13 protein-coding genes are annotated in these 13,776 nt (G+C 69.6%); 9 read left to right on the top strand and 4 right to left on the bottom strand.

Annotation, left to right across the window (positions count from 1 at the left end):
* Window positions 1–94 precede the first annotated feature (94 nt).
* The 3 genes from OG735_RS08125 (at window position 95) to OG735_RS08115 (ending at window position 3,395) form a co-directional block, all read left to right on the top strand.
* Window positions 95–1,345 carry a site-2 protease family protein gene (locus OG735_RS08125; protein ID WP_327322441.1) on the top strand — a complete coding sequence of 417 codons (1,251 nt, stop codon included), beginning with the start codon at window positions 95–97 and terminating at the stop codon, window positions 1,343–1,345.
* A gap of 365 nt (window positions 1,346–1,710) precedes the next feature.
* The gene (locus tag OG735_RS08120; protein WP_326648753.1) at window positions 1,711–2,598 is read left to right on the top strand and encodes a tRNA (adenine-N1)-methyltransferase; all 888 of its coding nucleotides are present in this window, start codon (window positions 1,711–1,713) and stop codon (window positions 2,596–2,598) included.
* 224 nt (window positions 2,599–2,822) lie between these two features.
* Entirely contained in the window at window positions 2,823–3,395 is a 573-nt protein-coding gene (locus tag OG735_RS08115; protein WP_327322440.1) for a hypothetical protein, read from the top strand.
* Between the two features lie 4 nt (window positions 3,396–3,399).
* On the opposite strand, the gene OG735_RS08110 is transcribed toward OG735_RS08115, so the two are convergent.
* Complete coding sequence (locus OG735_RS08110; protein ID WP_327322439.1) at window positions 3,400–3,711, bottom strand: ferredoxin; 312 nt, start codon at window positions 3,709–3,711, stop codon at window positions 3,400–3,402.
* Between the two features lie 253 nt (window positions 3,712–3,964).
* On the opposite strand from OG735_RS08110, the gene arc reads away from it, so the two are divergent.
* From arc to prcA, 5 genes are all read left to right on the top strand, one after another.
* Window positions 3,965–5,731, top strand: coding sequence for a proteasome ATPase (arc, locus tag OG735_RS08105; RefSeq protein WP_327322438.1), 1,767 nt, complete (start codon window positions 3,965–3,967; stop codon window positions 5,729–5,731).
* 236 nt (window positions 5,732–5,967) lie between these two features.
* Complete coding sequence (dop, locus tag OG735_RS08100; protein ID WP_385306297.1) at window positions 5,968–7,479, top strand: depupylase/deamidase Dop; 1,512 nt, start codon at window positions 5,968–5,970, stop codon at window positions 7,477–7,479.
* A gap of 137 nt (window positions 7,480–7,616) precedes the next feature.
* Complete coding sequence (locus OG735_RS08095; RefSeq protein ID WP_326648749.1) at window positions 7,617–7,835, top strand: ubiquitin-like protein Pup; 219 nt, start codon at window positions 7,617–7,619, stop codon at window positions 7,833–7,835.
* Window positions 7,836–7,981: 146 nt separating this feature from the next.
* Window positions 7,982–8,827 carry a proteasome subunit beta gene (gene prcB / locus OG735_RS08090; protein ID WP_327322437.1) on the top strand — a complete coding sequence of 282 codons (846 nt, stop codon included), beginning with the start codon at window positions 7,982–7,984 and terminating at the stop codon, window positions 8,825–8,827.
* A gap of 51 nt (window positions 8,828–8,878) precedes the next feature.
* On the top strand, window positions 8,879–9,646 hold the full coding sequence (gene prcA / locus OG735_RS08085; protein WP_327322436.1) for a proteasome subunit alpha: 768 nt from the start codon (window positions 8,879–8,881) through the stop codon (window positions 9,644–9,646).
* Window positions 9,647–9,758: 112 nt separating this feature from the next.
* On the opposite strand, the gene OG735_RS08080 is transcribed toward prcA, so the two are convergent.
* Genes OG735_RS08080 through OG735_RS08070 form a run of 3 tightly spaced genes read right to left on the bottom strand, consistent with a single transcriptional unit; the run spans window position 9,759 to window position 12,031 of the window.
* Complete coding sequence (locus OG735_RS08080) at window positions 9,759–10,055, bottom strand: hypothetical protein (protein WP_327322435.1); 297 nt, start codon at window positions 10,053–10,055, stop codon at window positions 9,759–9,761.
* Window positions 10,056–10,083: 28 nt separating this feature from the next.
* Complete coding sequence (locus OG735_RS08075; RefSeq protein ID WP_327322434.1) at window positions 10,084–10,821, bottom strand: hypothetical protein; 738 nt, start codon at window positions 10,819–10,821, stop codon at window positions 10,084–10,086.
* A gap of 52 nt (window positions 10,822–10,873) precedes the next feature.
* The gene (locus OG735_RS08070; RefSeq protein ID WP_442812589.1) at window positions 10,874–12,031 is read right to left on the bottom strand and encodes a LacI family DNA-binding transcriptional regulator; all 1,158 of its coding nucleotides are present in this window, start codon (window positions 12,029–12,031) and stop codon (window positions 10,874–10,876) included.
* Between the two features lie 468 nt (window positions 12,032–12,499).
* Between OG735_RS08070 and OG735_RS08065 the strand changes: the two genes are divergently transcribed.
* Window positions 12,500–13,768, top strand: a complete 1,269-nt coding sequence (locus tag OG735_RS08065) for an MFS transporter (protein ID WP_327322433.1) — start codon at window positions 12,500–12,502, stop codon at window positions 13,766–13,768.
* Window positions 13,769–13,776 lie beyond the last annotated feature (8 nt).

Genomic DNA, 13,776 nt, shown 5'->3' with positions numbered 1-13,776 from the left:
CGACGTCAGACGCTGCGCACTGCATGATCGAGATGCATGATCGAGATGACCGAGATGACCGAGCGAGCGACGTACTCCGCAACGAAGGGAACCCGTGAACGAGGACGACACGAGCGGTGATCGCGAGAGGCCGCAGTCCGGAACGGGGGGAGGGAACCCCGGCGGAGCCAAGCCGCGGCGCTCCGACGGCCCCGGCGGCGGAATCCTCATGGGCCGTCCCTTCGGGGTGCCTGTCTACGTCGCCCCCAGCTGGTTCATCGTCGCCGCCCTCATCACCTGGGTGTTCGGCGGCCAGCTCGACCGGGTGCTCCCCGAACTCGGCGGCGTCCGCTATCTCGTCTCCCTCTTCTTCGCGGTCGCCTTCTACGCCTCCGTACTCGTCCACGAACTGGCGCACACGATCGCCGCGCTGCGCTTCAAACTGCCGGTGCGCCGCATCCAGCTCCAGTTCTTCGGCGGCGTCTCGGAGATCGAGAAGGACTCCGAGACCCCGGGCCGGGAGTTCATCCTCGCCTTCGTCGGGCCGCTGCTCTCCCTCGTCCTGTCCGGCGTCTTCTATCTGGGGGTGAAGGCCGTCGAGCCGGGCACCGTCCCCGGTGTGCTGCTCGCCGGCCTGATGATCTCCAACCTCATCGTCGCCGCGTTCAACCTGCTGCCCGGCCTGCCGCTGGACGGCGGCCGGATGCTGCGCGCCGTCGTCTGGAAGATCACCGGCAAGCCGATGTCGGGCACGATCGCCGCCGCCTGGGTCGGCCGGGCGCTGGCCGTCACCGTCCTCATCGGCCTGCCGCTCCTCACCCACACCGGAGCGCTCGGCAATGCCACCGAGGACATCGGCGGCATGGAGACCGTCACCGACGCGCTGCTCGCCGCGATCCTCGCCGCGATCATCTGGACCGGGGCCGGCAACAGCCTGCGGATGGCGCGGCTGCGTGAACACCTCCCGGAGCTCGAGGCCCGTACGCTCACCAGGCGCGCCGTTCCTGTCGAGTCCGACACCCCGCTCTCCGAGGCCCTGCGCCGCGCCAACGAGGCCGGCGCCCGCGCACTGGTCGTCGTCGACGGCCATGGCGACCCGAAGGCCCTGGTCCGCGAGACAGCCATCGTCGGAGTCCCCGAACACCGCCGCCCCTGGGTCGCCGTCAGCGGCCTCGCACAGGAACTCACCGAGGGCATGAAAGTCTCGGCCGAACTGGCCGGCGAGGCGCTCCTCGACAGGCTCAGGGCCTCGCCGGCGACGGAGTACCTGGTGGTCGAGGAGACGGGCGAGATCTACGGCGTCCTGTCCACGGCAGATGTCGAGCGCGCCTTCGTCGCCGCCATGGCCCGGCCTGCGTCTTCTTAGAGCTCGGTTCTCCCCTTCTCGGAGGCTCGGTTCGCCTCCGGGGCGCCTTTAGCGTCTGTCGACGGTCCACCGTGCTCGACCGCTCGTTCCTCGCGGCCTCCGCGCGCGCTCCCTTTCGACACCCGCGCGCCCCCTTCGGCTCACTCGCCGCAGAGGTGAGCGCTCAGGGAGCGCTCGGGGCGGGCCAGGCCCACGGGCTCGGCTCACTCGCCAGGCGGCCGGGGTGGGGTCGCCAGGAACCACGGGCCGCGCGGCCGGGGCAGGGTCCCAGGGGCCAGGAACCGCGCCCGGGCTCGCCAGGGCGAGGCCGTCCGGCAGGCTTCACGTGGTCATCGGGGCCCGGCTCGGCCCGGTAGGCTGTTCACATGTCCGAACCGACCGGTGCCGCCCGCCGACGCGGGCCCTTCAAGGTCGGGGACCAGGTCCAGCTCACCGACCCCAAGGGACGCCACTACACGTTCACGCTCGAGGCCGGGAAGAATTTCCACACCCACAAGGGTTCCTTCCCGCACGACGAGCTGATCGGGGCTCCCGAGGGCAGTGTTGTCCGTACCACGGGAAACGTCGCCTACCTCGCGCTGCGCCCCCTGCTCCCCGACTATGTCCTGTCCATGCCCCGCGGCGCCGCCGTGGTCTACCCCAAGGACGCGGGGCAGATCCTGGCCTTCGCCGACATCTTCGCCGGCGCTCGCGTCGTCGAGGCTGGGGTGGGCTCCGGCTCGCTCAGTGCCTTCCTGCTGCGCGCCATCGGCGACCACGGCATGCTGCACTCCTACGAGCGCCGCGAGGACTTCGCCGAGATCGCCCAGCAGAATGTGGAGCGCTACTTCGGCGGCCCGCACCCTGCCTGGCAGCTCACCGTCGGCGACCTCCAGGACAACCTGACCGACGCCGACGTCGACCGCGTCATCCTGGACATGCTCGCCCCCTGGGAGTGCCTGGAGGCCGTCTCCAAGGCGCTCGTCCCCGGCGGCATCCTCTGCTGCTACGTCGCGACCACCACCCAGCTCGCGCGCACCGTCGAGTCCATCCGTGAGATCGGATGCTTCGCCGAGCCGCAGCCCTGGGAGTCGATGATCCGCAACTGGCATGTCGAAGGACTGGCCGTCCGCCCGGACCACCGGATGATCGGCCACACCGGCTTCCTCGTCACCGCCCGCCGTCTCGCCGACGGTGTGGAGCCCCCGATGCGCCGCCGTCGCCCCGCCAAGGGTGCCTACGGCGATGACTACGAAGGCCCCAACAAGGGCTGACCCCCGCACAACGCACCGACGCCGCCGCCAAGTTCCCGTGACACCACGGAGAACTCGGCGGCGGCGTCATCGCGTTGACCATCTCCACACCGTGTGTACGTCGGTGTCTATACGTGAGAGTTACGGACCCCACTGTTCCGCACCCGCTGTGACGTATGGCACGATGCAGACTTCCTCCCGTCGCTGACTCCCCGCCGGTACCGCCTTCCCAGGAGACATCCCGCGTGCAGACCTCCGCCGTCCCGGACCTCGCGCACACCGACGCCCGCCCGGTGCACTGGCTCGCCACCGCGACGGCGATGGCAGCGGTCGTCGCGGCCGCCGGGCTGCTGCAGCCCAAGGCCGCCACCGCGTCCCAGCCGGGCTCGCAGCCGCAGATCAGCACCGCCGCAGCCCCGGCGCCCGACCCCGCGGGAGTGCAGCTTCCGCTGGAGTGCGGCGGCGCCAAAAGTGTGGTGACCAAGAAGGCCTCGGGCGATCTCGACGGCGACGGCAGCCCCGAGACCGTGGTGGTGGCCCGCTGCGACGCAGGCTCCGGCACCCCGCCGAGTGCCATCTTCGTACTGACCCGGGGCAATGGGACGGGCCCGCGCGTCGTCGCGACGCTGCTCGAGCCCGTGCAGAAGCAGAGCGTCGGCGACTTCGCTGTACGTGACGGAGCGGTCACGGCGACGCTGCTCGGCTACTCCTCGCCCGATGTCCCGAGCTGCTGCCCGGACAAGCAGGAGAAGGTCAAGTGGCAGTGGAAGGGCGGGAAGTTCGTACGCACCGCCCCTGCCGAAGCGCGCGGTGTGTGATCCGTCACTCTGCGTCGGGTCCGTAGACCTCGACCCTGTCCGAAACGCGACGTACGTGGATACAGTCGCCCGGGCACTCCTTCGCGGAGTCCACGACATCCCTCAGCAACGGCAGGGGTACGGGCGTTGTGGCGCCCGGGTTCTGGAGCAGTTCGTCTTCGGTGCTCTTCACGTAGGCGAGCCCGTCGATGTCGAGCTCGAAGACCTCCGGGGCGTACTGGGCGCAGATCCCGTCCCCTGTGCAGAGGTCCTGGTCGATCCAGACCTCCAGAGCCTCCCCGACGCCTTCCGTGGGGGCCTCGTCCTGCACGGTCATATCTCCTGCCGTTTCCTTCGTCGGGTGTAGCAATGTGAAGCAAGTCGTGCCAGCCCTGACGGGTGTTGAACGCTTCGACGATACCTCCGCCCGCTTTCCGATGTTGTTGGGTGGGTATTCCTCTGGCGTAAGGGAGAGCGCAAGGGTGAAGATCGGACACACCCCTACCGTCTTTGTGATCTAGGGGTTTCAATCATCACCCACGCAGGTAGGGTCAGGAAGCGTCCAGCTCCCCTTGGAGGAGGTGAGGACCGTGGCAGCCCACGACGACGACATCAACCGCGGCATCCGGCCGGGGCGGGGGTCTGAAGACCCAGCCGGCCAGGTTGCCTATCTCGAGCAGGAAATCGCCGTCCTGCGCCGCAAGCTCGCCGACTCTCCGCGTCATACGAGGATTCTCGAAGAGCGGATCGTCGAGTTGCAGACCAACCTGGCCGGCGTGTCCGCACAGAACGAGCGGCTCGCCAACACACTCCGCGAGGCCCGCGACCAGATCGTGGCCCTCAAGGAGGAGGTCGACCGGCTCGCACAGCCGCCGGCCGGCTTCGGTGTCTTCCTGCAGGCGAATGAGGACGGCACATGTGACATCTTCACCGGGGGCCGCAAGCTCCGGGTGAATGTGAGCCCCAGCGTCGAGCTCGACGAGCTCCGGCGCGGCCAGGAAGTCATGCTCAACGAGGCGCTCAACGTGGTCGAGGCCATGGAGTACGAGCGTGCCGGGGACATCGTCACCCTCAAGGAGATCCTCGAGGACGGCGAGCGCGCCCTGGTGGTCGGGCACACCGACGAGGAAAGGGTGGTGCGGCTCGCGGAGCCGCTGCTGGACATCACCATCCGCCCCGGCGACGCCCTGCTCCTCGAGCCCCGCTCCGGCTACGTCTACGAGGTCGTTCCCAAGAGCGAGGTCGAGGAACTCGTCCTCGAAGAGGTCCCGGACGTCGACTACGACAAGATCGGCGGTCTGGGCGGCCAGATCGAGATGATCCGCGACGCGGTCGAGCTCCCCTACCTCCATCCGGACCTCTTCAAGGAGCACGAACTGCGGCCGCCGAAGGGCATCCTGCTCTACGGCCCGCCCGGATGCGGCAAGACGCTGATCGCGAAGGCGGTCGCCAACTCCCTTGCCAAGAAGGTCGCCGAGGTGACCGGCCAGCCCGCGGGGAAGAGCTACTTCCTCAACATCAAGGGCCCCGAGCTCCTCAACAAGTACGTCGGTGAGACCGAGCGGCACATCCGCCTCGTCTTCCAGCGTGCCCGGGAGAAGGCGAGTGAGGGCACCCCCGTCATCGTCTTCTTCGACGAGATGGAATCCCTCTTCCGCACCCGTGGTTCCGGTGTCAGCTCGGACGTGGAGAACACCATCGTCCCGCAGCTGCTCGCCGAGATCGACGGTGTGGAGGGCCTGGAGAACGTCATCGTCATCGGCGCCTCCAACCGCGAGGACATGATCGACCCCGCGATCCTGCGGCCCGGCCGGCTCGATGTGAAGATCAAGATCGAGCGTCCGGACGCGGAGGCCGCGAAGGACATCTTCGCCAAGTACCTGACGGCTTCGCTGCCGCTGCACTCGGACGACCTCTCCGAGCACAACGGCTCCAAGGACGCCGCGGCACACGCGATGATCCAGTCGGTCGTCGAGCAGATGTACGCGGAGTCCGAGGAGAACCGCTTCCTCGAGGTCACGTACGCCAACGGCGACAAGGAAGTCCTGTACTTCAAGGACTTCAACTCCGGCGCGATGATCCAGAACATCGTCGACCGGGCCAAGAAGATGGCCATCAAGGCCTTCCTCGACCACAACCAGAAGGGCCTCCGGGTCTCCCATCTCCTCCAGGCTTGCGTGGACGAGTTCAAGGAGAACGAGGACCTGCCGAACACCACCAACCCGGACGACTGGGCCCGGATCTCCGGAAAGAAGGGCGAGCGGATTGTCTTCATCCGCACCCTTGTCACCGGAAAGCAGGGCGCGGACACAGGGCGTTCCATCGACACGGTGGCGAACACCGGGCAGTACCTGTAGAACGCAAACCGGCTGCGGATGCCCGGCCGGGCATCCGCAGCCGGTTGCTTTCTTGACAGGTCCGGCCATACCGGAGCAATGACGCAATTGATCTCCCCACCAGCGCAGAGGCGTTCTAGGCTCTTCGGTACCGCCGAGTCGCGCAGTGCGGGGACGGGCACCGCACACGCACCGGAGAGACAGCGGTACTTGAGCGCCGTTCCCGGAGGGGAGCGCCGCCGGGCAAGGAGGGCCGCATGACCGTACGGCGAGTAATGGGCATCGAGACGGAGTACGGAATCTCCGTCCCTGGCCACCCGAACGCCAATGCCATGCTCACCTCGTCCCAGATCGTCAACGCTTACGCGGCGGCGATGCACAGGGCGCGGCGCGCACGCTGGGACTTTGAGGAGGAGAATCCGCTGCGGGACGCCCGCGGCTTCGACCTCGCCCGCGAGGCCGCCGACTCCAGCCAGCTCACCGATGAGGACATCGGCCTCGCCAATGTCATCCTCACCAACGGTGCGCGGCTCTACGTCGACCATGCCCACCCGGAATACAGCTCGCCCGAGGTGACCAACCCGCGCGACGCCGTGCTCTGGGACAAGGCCGGCGAACGCATCATGGCGGAGGCCGCCGAGCGCGCGGCCCAGCTCCCCGGCGCCCAGCCGATCCACCTCTACAAAAACAACACCGACAACAAAGGCGCTTCCTACGGGACCCACGAGAACTATCTGATGAAGCGGGAGACCGCCTTCTCGGACATCGTGCGCCACCTGACGCCGTTCTTCGTCTCCCGCCAGGTCGTCACCGGCGCCGGACGGGTCGGAATCGGCCAGGACGGCCATGAACACGGCTTTCAGATCAGCCAGCGCGCCGACTACTTCGAGGTCGAGGTCGGGCTCGAGACCACCCTCAAGCGGCCCATCATCAACACCCGCGACGAGCCGCACTCGGACGCCGAGAAATACCGCAGGCTCCATGTGATCATCGGCGACGCGAACCTGTCGGAGATCTCGACCTATCTGAAGCTGGGCACCACGGCCCTGGTCCTGTCGATGATCGAGGACGGCTTCATCGCCGTGGACCTGGCCGTCGACCAGCCCGTACGCACCCTGCACCAGGTCTCCCACGACCCGACCCTTAAGCGGCTGGTCACGCTGCGCAGCGGCCGGACACTCACCGCAGTCCAGCTCCAGATGGAGTACTTCGAGCTGGCGCGGAAGTACGTCGAGGAGCGCTTCGGCGTGGACGCCGACGAACAGACCAAGGACGTCCTGATCCGCTGGGAGGACACGCTCAACCGGCTCGAGAACGACCCGATGAGCCTGTCCGGCGAGCTGGACTGGATCGCCAAGAAGGAGCTCATGGAGGGCTACCGGCGGCGTGACAACCTCGAGTGGGACGCTGCACGGCTGCACCTGGTGGACCTCCAGTACGCCGACGTACGCCCCGAGAAGGGCCTGTACAACCGGCTGGCGGCCCGCGGGAAGATGAAACGGCTCCTGGACGAGCCGGACGTCGCGCGGGCCCGGACGAAGCCGCCCGAGGACACCCGTGCGTACTTCCGCGGTCGCTGCCTGGAGCAGTACGCCGACGATGTCGCCGCGGCCTCCTGGGACTCGGTGATCTTCGATCTGCCTGGCCGGGACTCGCTGCAGCGGGTGCCGACGCTGGAACCGCTGCGCGGTACACGCAACCACGTCAAGGAGCTCCTGGACCGGTGCCGGACCGCGGAAGACCTGGTCCGGGTGCTGTCCGGGGGCTGAAATGGTTCCAGTCCGGGAATCATCGAGGTGGTCCCCGGACGTTGAGGCAAGTGCGGGGCCGATGTCGGACCCTGCTTGTAGGGTCTGATCTTGACCGAACGAACTCACGTCAGGGCAAACCGAGCGGGGTGAGGGATATGGCGACCAAGGACACCGGCGGCGGACAGCAGAAGGCCACGCGTTCCACTGAGGAGACCGAGGAGCAGACGCAGGAAGCGCAGGCTTCGGAGGACCTCAAGGAGCGCCAGGAGAAGCTGTCGGACGACGTCGACTCCGTACTGGACGAGATTGACGACGTCCTCGAGGAGAACGCCGAGGACTTCGTGCGTTCCTTTGTCCAAAAGGGCGGGGAGTAGCACCTGTTGTCCGTCTCGGTGCCGTCGGCGAAAGCCGGTGGCACCGGGGCGGATGACCGGCGACGGCGCGGGTAAGGTCCGTGCACAGTTCGTAAGATCGGCCCGCGCCCGACACGGCGGGCCGCCGCCAATCCGGAAGGAAACGCGTGGAAGCCAACCCTCGTAGCACCGGGCGTCTGCCGGCAGCCTTCCTGACGCCCGGCTCGTCCTCGTTCATGGACTTTCTGGGCCAGCACTCCCCGGAGATGCTGCCCGGCAAGCGCGTCCTGCCGCCCGTGCAGGGCGCCATCGAGGCACCGCACGGCACGACCATCGTCGCGACGACGTTTCCCGGCGGTGTGGTGCTCGCCGGTGACCGTCGGGCGACCATGGGCAACATGATCGCCCAGCGCGATATCGAAAAGGTCTTCCCGGCCGACGAGTACTCGGCCGTGGGCATCGCCGGCACCGCCGGCCTGGCGGTGGAGATGGTCAAGCTCTTCCAGCTCGAGCTGGAGCACTTCGAGAAGGTCGAAGGCGCCCAGCTCTCCCTGGAGGGCAAGGCCAACCGGCTCTCCACCATGATCCGGGGCAACCTCGGCATGGCCATGCAGGGCCTGGCCGTCGTGCCGCTCTTCGCGGGCTACGACGTGGACCGGGAGAAGGGCCGCATCTTCTCGTACGACGTGACGGGCGGCCGCTCCGAGGAGCACGGCTACGCGGCCACCGGCTCCGGTTCGATCTTCGCCCGCGGGGCGATGAAGAAGCTGTACCACGACGACATGACCGAGCAGCAAGCCGTCACTCTGGTCGTCCAGGCGCTGTACGACGCGGCCGACGACGACTCGGCGACCGGCGGGCCAGACGTGGCCCGGCGGATCTACCCCATCGTCACCGTCATCAGCGACGAGGGCTTCCGCAAGCTCACCGAGGCCGAGTCCTCCGAGGTCGCCCGGTCGATCCTGGAGCGGCGCCTCGAAAGGCCCGACGGCCCGCGCGCTTCGCTGCTCTGATGCCCCTTCTTCCGAACCGATATGCCACTGACAGAAAGGGACGGATAGCCGGTGTCGACGCCGTTCTATGTCTCACCCCAGCAGGCCATGGCCGACCGGGCGGAATACGCCCGGAAGGGCATCGCCCGTGGTCGCAGCCTCGTCGTGCTGCAGTACACCGACGGCATCGTCTTCGTCGGTGAGAACCCGTCCCGTGCCCTGCACAAATTCAGTGAGATCTACGACCGGATCGGCTTCGCCGCGGCCGGCAAGTACAACGAGTACGAGAACCTGCGGATCGGCGGCGTGCGCTACGCCGATCTGCGCGGATACACCTACGACCGCGACGATGTGACGGCCCGTGGGCTCGCCAACGTCTACGCCCAGACCCTGGGCACGATCTTCTCCAGTGCGGCCGAGAAGCCGTACGAGGTGGAGCTGGTCGTCGCCGAGGTCGGCGCCACACCTGAGGGCGACCAGATCTACCGGCTGCCGCACGACGGATCGATCGTGGACGAGCACGGCTCGGTCGCGGTCGGCGGCAATTCCGAACAGATCAGCACCTACCTCGACCAGCGGCACCGTGACGGAATGTCGCTGGCGGAGGCACTGAAGCTGGCCGTCCAGGCCCTGTCCAACCAGGCCAACGGCAACGACCGGGAGATCCCCGCGGAGCGGCTGGAGGTGGCGGTCCTGGACCGCACACGACCGCAGCAGCGGAAGTTCAAGCGCATCGTCGGGCGGCAGCTGTCGCGGCTGCTCGAGGCCGACGGCGCCGCGTCGACCCCGACGGATGCCCCGTCGGACACCGAGGAGACGGAAGAGGGCGGCGGCGAGTAGCCCGGACCGCTGACGGCGACCGAAGACGACTGCCGACAACCGCAGACACGGCTTTACACGGCTGCGCCCCGGACCGCCTTGTGCGGTTCCGGGGCGCAGCCGTATCGCCGGCTCAGGGGAGCGCCCAGTGGTGGAGGCGTTCGCGGTCCCGGGTGAGCCAGCTCCCGTCACCGAGCGGGGTCGCCTCAGCACCGACCGGCACGGGGTAGCGGACCCGGCCGAGCGGCAGCAGCGTCGCCGTGTCACAGAGCCAGTGGCGGACCGCCGCCGGGCGCCCGGGAAGGTACACCCGGCCGGTGACCAGGACATGAGCGGTATCGAGCAGATACGCAGCGGTGAACACGTCGTTGTCGGGGTCGACGGCGAGTTCGCCGAGGTCGAGCAGTCCGGCCGGGTCATCGGCGCTCACATCGTGTGACGCGAGCTCGTCACGGTCGTCATGGTGGGGCGATCGCCTCGGCGCGCCGCAGCGTGAGCACACGCGACGTATCCGGCAGGAAGTCGATCACCTCGCGCATGGTCGTGCCGCCGCGGATGTGCAGCCCGTCCCGGCGCGGCTCGATCCACCAGGTCGACCAGCTGTACCAGGCCGTCCAGCAGGAGAGGGCGAGCAGCGAGCCGTCCGGATGCCACCGCTGCGTCACGTCCGAGGCGACCGCACCGATCGGCCGCCGCGCTCTGACCCGGCCGGACGCGGTGTCGATGAGGAGCAGGGCGTCGCGGGCGTACCGGTGCCGGGGCGGATCGTCGTAGACCAGCGCCGCCGGGGTGTCGCTGTCGGCGAGCGTCGGAACCACGACACTGACGAGCCCGCCGTCCGGGCTCGCGGCCGGGGCGCCCGGTGGCCTGGGGTTCCACCGGCCGCCGTGCCAGGGCGCGTGGGGCAGTTCCCAGCGGGTGCTGCCGTCGGGGTCCAGGGCGCGGATTCGGGTGCCCTCGGCGACGACGACGCCGCCGTCGGGCAACGGGGTCGCCGCGGAGTGCGCCGGGAGGCGCAGCGACTGTGTGGGGGACGGCGTGCCGGCGAGGAACGCCTCCCGGTCGTGTATCTCGAGCCGGTCGTCGGTCCTGACGGAAAGACGTCCCTCGGAGAGCGGCTCGATCCAGCCTGTCGCGGGAGCCGTTCCGATCAGCGTCGCGTCGATCGGATTCGCCGCCGTACTCATCATGATCATGATGGTTCCATGGCGGGTCTCGTGGGCTCAAGACCGGTCCGCACGGACGGGATCAAGAGGAGGGGGCGGCCGACGAGTCCCGGATGACCAGATTCACCGGGAGATCGCCCTCCTCGGGCGGGCGGCCGTCGAGGACCGCGAGCAGCGCGGACATGCCACGCTCGCCGACCCGTTCCGCGGGCAGGCGCACCGTGGTGAGCTCGGGCTCCACGGCCGTGGCGAGCGCGAGATCGTCGAAGCCGGTGACGGAGATGTCCTCGGGCACCCGCAGGCCCAGCCGCCGTACCGCCTTGCAGGCTCCGGCGGCCAGGATGTCGTCGTCGCAGAGGATGGCGGTGGGCCGCGGTCCCGGGCCGATGAGCGCCCGCTCCACGGCCGCGCGTGCGCTGCCCACGTCGAGCGGCGCGGGGACAGTCCGTACGACGGCGTCGGGGACGTCACGCAGATGCTCGTGGAGAGCCCGGGCCCGTACGTCGAAGGTCCAGGAGGCCACGGCCGAGGCGAGATGGACGAAGCGACGGTGGCCGAGTGCGAGGAGATGGTCCGTCATCTGCCGCATGCCGTCGGCGATATCGAGGTTGACATGGGCCACGGCGCCGGGGTCGGCCGGGTTGCTGTCGAGCATCACCAGCGGGAGGTGCGTGCCGCGGATGGCGGTCAGCGCCTCGGCGGCCATGGAGGAGGCGATCACCCCGTCGAGAGCGGCACGGGCGGAGGCGAAGGGGTCCTTGGCGGGGCCGATGCCTTCGGGGGAGGGGTAGAGCACCACACCGAAGCCGTGCTCGGCGGCGACGGTGGCCGCGCCCGTGTAGACGCGGGCGAAGAACTCATTAGTGAGGGCCGGGACGACGAGCAGCGCGGTCCTGGTCCGTCCGAGCCGCAGATTGCGGGCGGCGAGATTCGGCCGGTACCCGAGCTCGCGCGCGGCATCCCGCACCAGCCCGGCGGTCCGCTCGGACACTCTGCCGCGCCACTTGTCACCGAGGACGAGCGACACGGTGGCCTGCGAAACCCCGGCGGCCCTGGCGACATCCCGGCTGGTGGGCCGGGGGCTGCTCTCGCTGCGGTGGCCGGTGGGCGGCTCGCGTTCCGCCGTGGCGTGGGTGGGCGGTTCGCCCGGCCGGGCGGGGCCAGGACCCGCGGCCGTGTGGGCGGCGGCCGGTCCGGCTCGGCGCGTCGCTCCGCCGGTGGTGGGCGGTTCCTCATCCACCGTGCCGGGAGTGGGGCGGTCGCCCGACAGGCCTGGTCGGGCTTCCGCGGCGGCGGGGGCGGCGGCCGGGGCCGTTCCGCCTGCGGGCGCGTCGGAGGCGCGGGGTCCGGCGGAGGGCGCCCGGTCCGCCTCGGTGCCGGTGGGCGGCACGTGGTCCGACGTGCCGCGGGCGGGGCGGTCCGCCGGCTGGGGTGAGCCGGGCCTCTCGGCCGCGAGGGCGCCGCCCGGCCCCCTTTCGCCCGGTCCGGCAGGCTGCCGCCCGCCTGCCACGAGGCCGTCCGTCCCGGGGGCGGGTGCCGCGGGCTCGTCCTGGGACCCGTGTGCCATCGGTGCCGTCCTCCGCCGCTCGCCGCTCGGCGCTCGTTCCGTTATACGCCCGCGGTGGACCCGCGGACTGCCGACATGGTACGTATGGCCGACCACGTTATACGTAAAACCTCGGGTTGAGCCGGGAGAGAGGGGCGGAACATGGCCCTGGGAGCCACCGGCTACGCAGACATCCTCAAGGCGCCGCACGCGGCACGGCTGCTCGCCGGCACGCTCGTCGGCAGGCTGCCCAACGCCACCGCTCACATCGCCATCGTCCTGTTCACCCGCGCCGAAGGCGGCAGCTACACCCTCGCCGGGGCGCTCGCCGCCGTGTACGGACTGGCGACCGCGATGGGCCAGCCGCTGCTCGGCCGCGCCGTGGACCTGTACGGACAGCCCCGGGTCCAGCTGCCCGCCGCCGTTCTCTCCGCCCTCGGCATGACCCTCCTCGCCGCCGTCGGCACCGGCTCACTGCCCGCCGCGTACGCCGCCGTGGTTGTCGCAGGCCTCTTCACCCCGCCCCTCGAAGGCGGACTGCGGGCCCTGTGGCCCAGCGTCCTCGGCCGTGAGGACCAGGTGCACCGGGCCTACGCCATGGACGCCGTGGCCCAGGAAGTCATGTTCACCGTCGGCCCACTGCTGGTCACCCTGCTCGTCTCGCTCTGGTCGCCCGCCGCCGCCCTGCTCGTCATCAACGCCGTGGGCGTGCTCGGTGCGCTCTCCGTCGTCCTCGCAGAACCGTCCCGCACCTGGCGTTCCGCACCCCGCGAGGCCCATTGGCTCGGCGCACTGCGCTCACCCGGGCTGCTAGCTCTCCTCGGCGCCTTCTTCTTCGTCGGCCTCGCGCTCGGCTCCATCACCGTCGCCGGCGTCGCGTACGCCGACGACCACGGCCGCCAGGCGGTGTACGGCTGGCTGATGGCCGCCCTCGGCCTCGGCGCACTCCTCGGCGGTGTGGTCTACGGCGCCCGGCAGTGGGCCGGAGCACCCGAGCGCCGCCTGCGCGTCATCGTCGCCCTGCTCGCGCTCGGCTATCTGCCGCTCGCGCTCACCCCCGGCGTGGTCGCCATGACCGCGCTCTCCGCCATCGCCGGAGTCTTCCTGGCGCCCGCGATCGCCTGCGCCTTCATCGTCGTCGACCGGCACGCTCCGAGCGGCACGGTGACCGAGGCCTTCTCCTGGCTCGTCACGACCTTCGGCGTCGGCGCGGCGGTCGGAACGGCTGTCGCGGGCCCGGCGGTCGAGCTGGGCGGGACGAGCTGGAGCTTCGCCGTCGCCGGAGCCGGAGGGATCGCCGCACTCATGGTTCTGATGGCCACTCAGCGGGTACTCGCAGTTCCCGGCCGTACCAAGGACATCGCGAGCTCATCGGAAAATGATCGAAACGGTGCTGCCGAACCCGGTTTCAGCACAGGCCTTGAGGCGTAATGTTCAGA

The organism is Streptomyces sp. NBC_01210 (assembly GCF_036010325.1).
Classification (GTDB): Bacteria; Actinomycetota; Actinomycetes; order Streptomycetales; family Streptomycetaceae; genus Streptomyces.
Note: the sequence above shows the minus strand (reverse complement) of the source record. Positions and strands in the feature narration are given on the sequence as shown.

What these genes read in the sequence shown, in the direction of transcription:
- OG735_RS08065 (WP_327322433.1), top strand. Translation starts at nt 12,500, where the DNA reads ATGGCCCTGGGAGCCACCGGCTACGCAGACATCCTCAAGGCGCCGCAC.
- OG735_RS08095 (WP_326648749.1), top strand. Translation starts at nt 7,617, where the DNA reads ATGGCGACCAAGGACACCGGCGGCGGACAGCAGAAGGCCACGCGTTCC.
- OG735_RS08110 (WP_327322439.1), bottom strand. Translation starts at nt 3,711, where the DNA reads ATGACCGTGCAGGACGAGGCCCCCACGGAAGGCGTCGGGGAGGCTCTG.
- OG735_RS08075 (WP_327322434.1), bottom strand. Translation starts at nt 10,821, where the DNA reads ATGATCATGATGAGTACGGCGGCGAATCCGATCGACGCGACGCTGATC.
- dop (WP_385306297.1), top strand. Translation starts at nt 5,968, where the DNA reads ATGACCGTACGGCGAGTAATGGGCATCGAGACGGAGTACGGAATCTCC.
- OG735_RS08120 (WP_326648753.1), top strand. Translation starts at nt 1,711, where the DNA reads ATGTCCGAACCGACCGGTGCCGCCCGCCGACGCGGGCCCTTCAAGGTC.